This is a genomic window from Kribbella sp., assembly GCF_035655035.1.
GTDB lineage: Bacteria > Actinomycetota > Actinomycetes > Propionibacteriales > Kribbellaceae > Kribbella.
The window spans coordinates 1-2,300 of record NZ_DASRVN010000342.1; the positions used below are offsets into that span (position 1 = coordinate 1).

Consider the following 2,300-nt stretch of genomic DNA (forward strand, 5'->3'; position numbering starts at 1 on the left):
GTCAGGTAACGAAGAGTGTTTAGCTACTCACTCGTAGTGTGTGGATTCTTCACACCAGGGTGATGACATCGTGCACTACGCCAGCCCCTTCCCGGCGCCCAAGATGTTGCGGGCAACCACGGAAAGGGGGTCGGACAGTCATGCACGAGAGCTACGAGTTCTACTGCCTTGCGGATCGGCAGTTCTACGAGACGCCGGCCAACCGTGGTGCCGCGCACCCCGACTTCCCGGTCACCGGGCGGGCCTTGCCCGAGGACTGGCAGCACCTCCCCGGCGAGACCTGGATGCACTACGCGCCGGCCGACGTACGGCTCCCCCAGCAGGGCTGGAAGATCCACGTCTCCGCGCGTATGCAGGACGTCGAGCGGACCCTCGCGGCCATCTGGGAATACTGCGTCCCCCGCGGTATCGCGTTCAAGTTCCTGCGCAACGAGGCCGTCCTGGTGATGACGAACTCGAAGGCCGCTCCCCGCGGGTCGAGCGGCAAGCTGGTCACCGTCTACCCGACCGACGACGCGCAGCTCGAGCTGATCCTGAAGGAGCTCGACGACGTACTGCGCGGCGTCGAAGGCCCTTATATCCTGAGCGATCTGCGCTACGCCGAAGGCCCGCTGTTCGTCCGGTACGGCGCTTTCGTCAGCCGCTACTGCCTGTCCCCGACCGGTGAACGCGTGCTGGCGATCGAGGACGTGCACGGCAACCTCGTCCCGGACCACCGCGGCCCGACCTTCGTCACGCCGCCCTGGGTACAGCTTCCGGACTTCCTGCAGCCGCACCTGGACGCCCGCAACGCCGTCACCACCAACGACCTCGCCTACACGATCGACGGCGTCATCCAGTTCTCGAACGGCGGCGGCGTCTACCTCGGCCACCACAACGAGACCGGCGCCCGCGTCGTACTCAAGGAAGGCCGTCCGTACGCCGGGCTCGACCTGGCCGGGCGGGACGCCGTGGCGCGGATCGCCCACGAGCGGGACATCCTCGAGCAACTCGACGGCCTCGACGCGGTGCCGAGAACCCACGACTACCTGCAGCTCGGCGAGCACCACTTCCTGGTGCAGGAACACATCGACTCGGTGTCGCTGCAACGCGAGCTGGTCCGCCGGTATCCGCTGACGCATCCGGACGCGACCGAATCCCAGAAGGCCGACTACGCCGGCTGGGCGACCGGGATGATCGCCAAGGTCGGCGCGGCCGTCGGACAGCTGCACGAGCGCGGTGTGGTGTTCTGCGACCTGCACCCGGACAACCTGCTGCTCGACGTGAACGGCAAGCTCACGCTGATCGACTTCGAGGTCGCGACCAAGGCGGAGGACCATGCCCGTTCGACGCTGGCCCACCCCGGGTACGCCGCGCCGCAGGACCGCCAGGGCGTCGACGTCGACCGGTACGCGCTGGCCTGTATCGCGCTTGGCGTTTATGCGCCGCAGGCAACCATTCTGCTGAATCTCCATCCCGGCAAGGCGTTCCAGCTCGCGGACATGATCGCGGAGACCTTCCCGGTGCCGCGCGACACGCTCGACGACGCCGTCCGGACGATCGTCGGCACCACCACGACCAACGACCTCGAAGCGATCGCCCTCCCCGGCAAGGCCGAGTGGACCGACGTCCGCGCGGCCCTCACCAAGGCAATCGTCGCGAGCGCGACACCCGAACGCACCGATCGGTTGTTCCCCGGCGACATCGCGCAGTTCCGCGACGGCGGCGGGATCGACCTCGCGACCGGTGCGGCCGGTGTGCTGTACGCGCTCGCGAAGACCGGCGCCGGACGGTTCCCGGAGTACGACGACTGGCTCCGGAAGCGGGCGTTCGACACCGCGGCCGGGCCGGGGCTGTACGACGGCCTGCACGGCGTCGCGCACGTACTCGACGAGCTCGGGCACCGTCAGGACGCGCTGGACCTGGTGGAACGCACGCTCGCCGACGACTGGAGCACCCGCGAGCTCGGGCTGCGCTCCGGCCTGGCCGGCATCGGCCTGAACCTGCTGCACTTCGACACCGAGCCGGCGCTCCGCGCGCAGGCGGTCCGGGTCCTCGACCTGGTAGCCGATCGCCTCGAGGCCGACGTACCGGAGATCAGCGGCGGTCAGTACGCGCGGGCCGGCCTGATGTATGGGTCGTCCGGGCCGGCGCTGCTGTTCCTCGACGCATTCGAGCGGCTCGGCGACACCGGCCTGCTCGACCTCGCGGAGATCGCGCTCCGGCAGGACCTGAAGCGGACCGTGCTCACCGAGGACGGGATGCGCCAGGTCAACCAGGGCTGGCGGACCCTGCCGTACCTCGAAGAAGGCTCGGCCGGG

1 protein-coding gene is annotated in these 2,300 nt (G+C 69.0%); it reads left to right on the forward strand.

The genetic code is table 11. The features are described 5' to 3' along the window. Nucleotides 1–140: 140 nt before the first annotated feature. Nucleotides 141–2,300, forward strand: a 2,160-nt coding sequence (gene lanKC / locus VFF46_RS19125) for a class III lanthionine synthetase LanKC (protein WP_325038511.1), incomplete at its 3' end; no start/stop codon positions are given.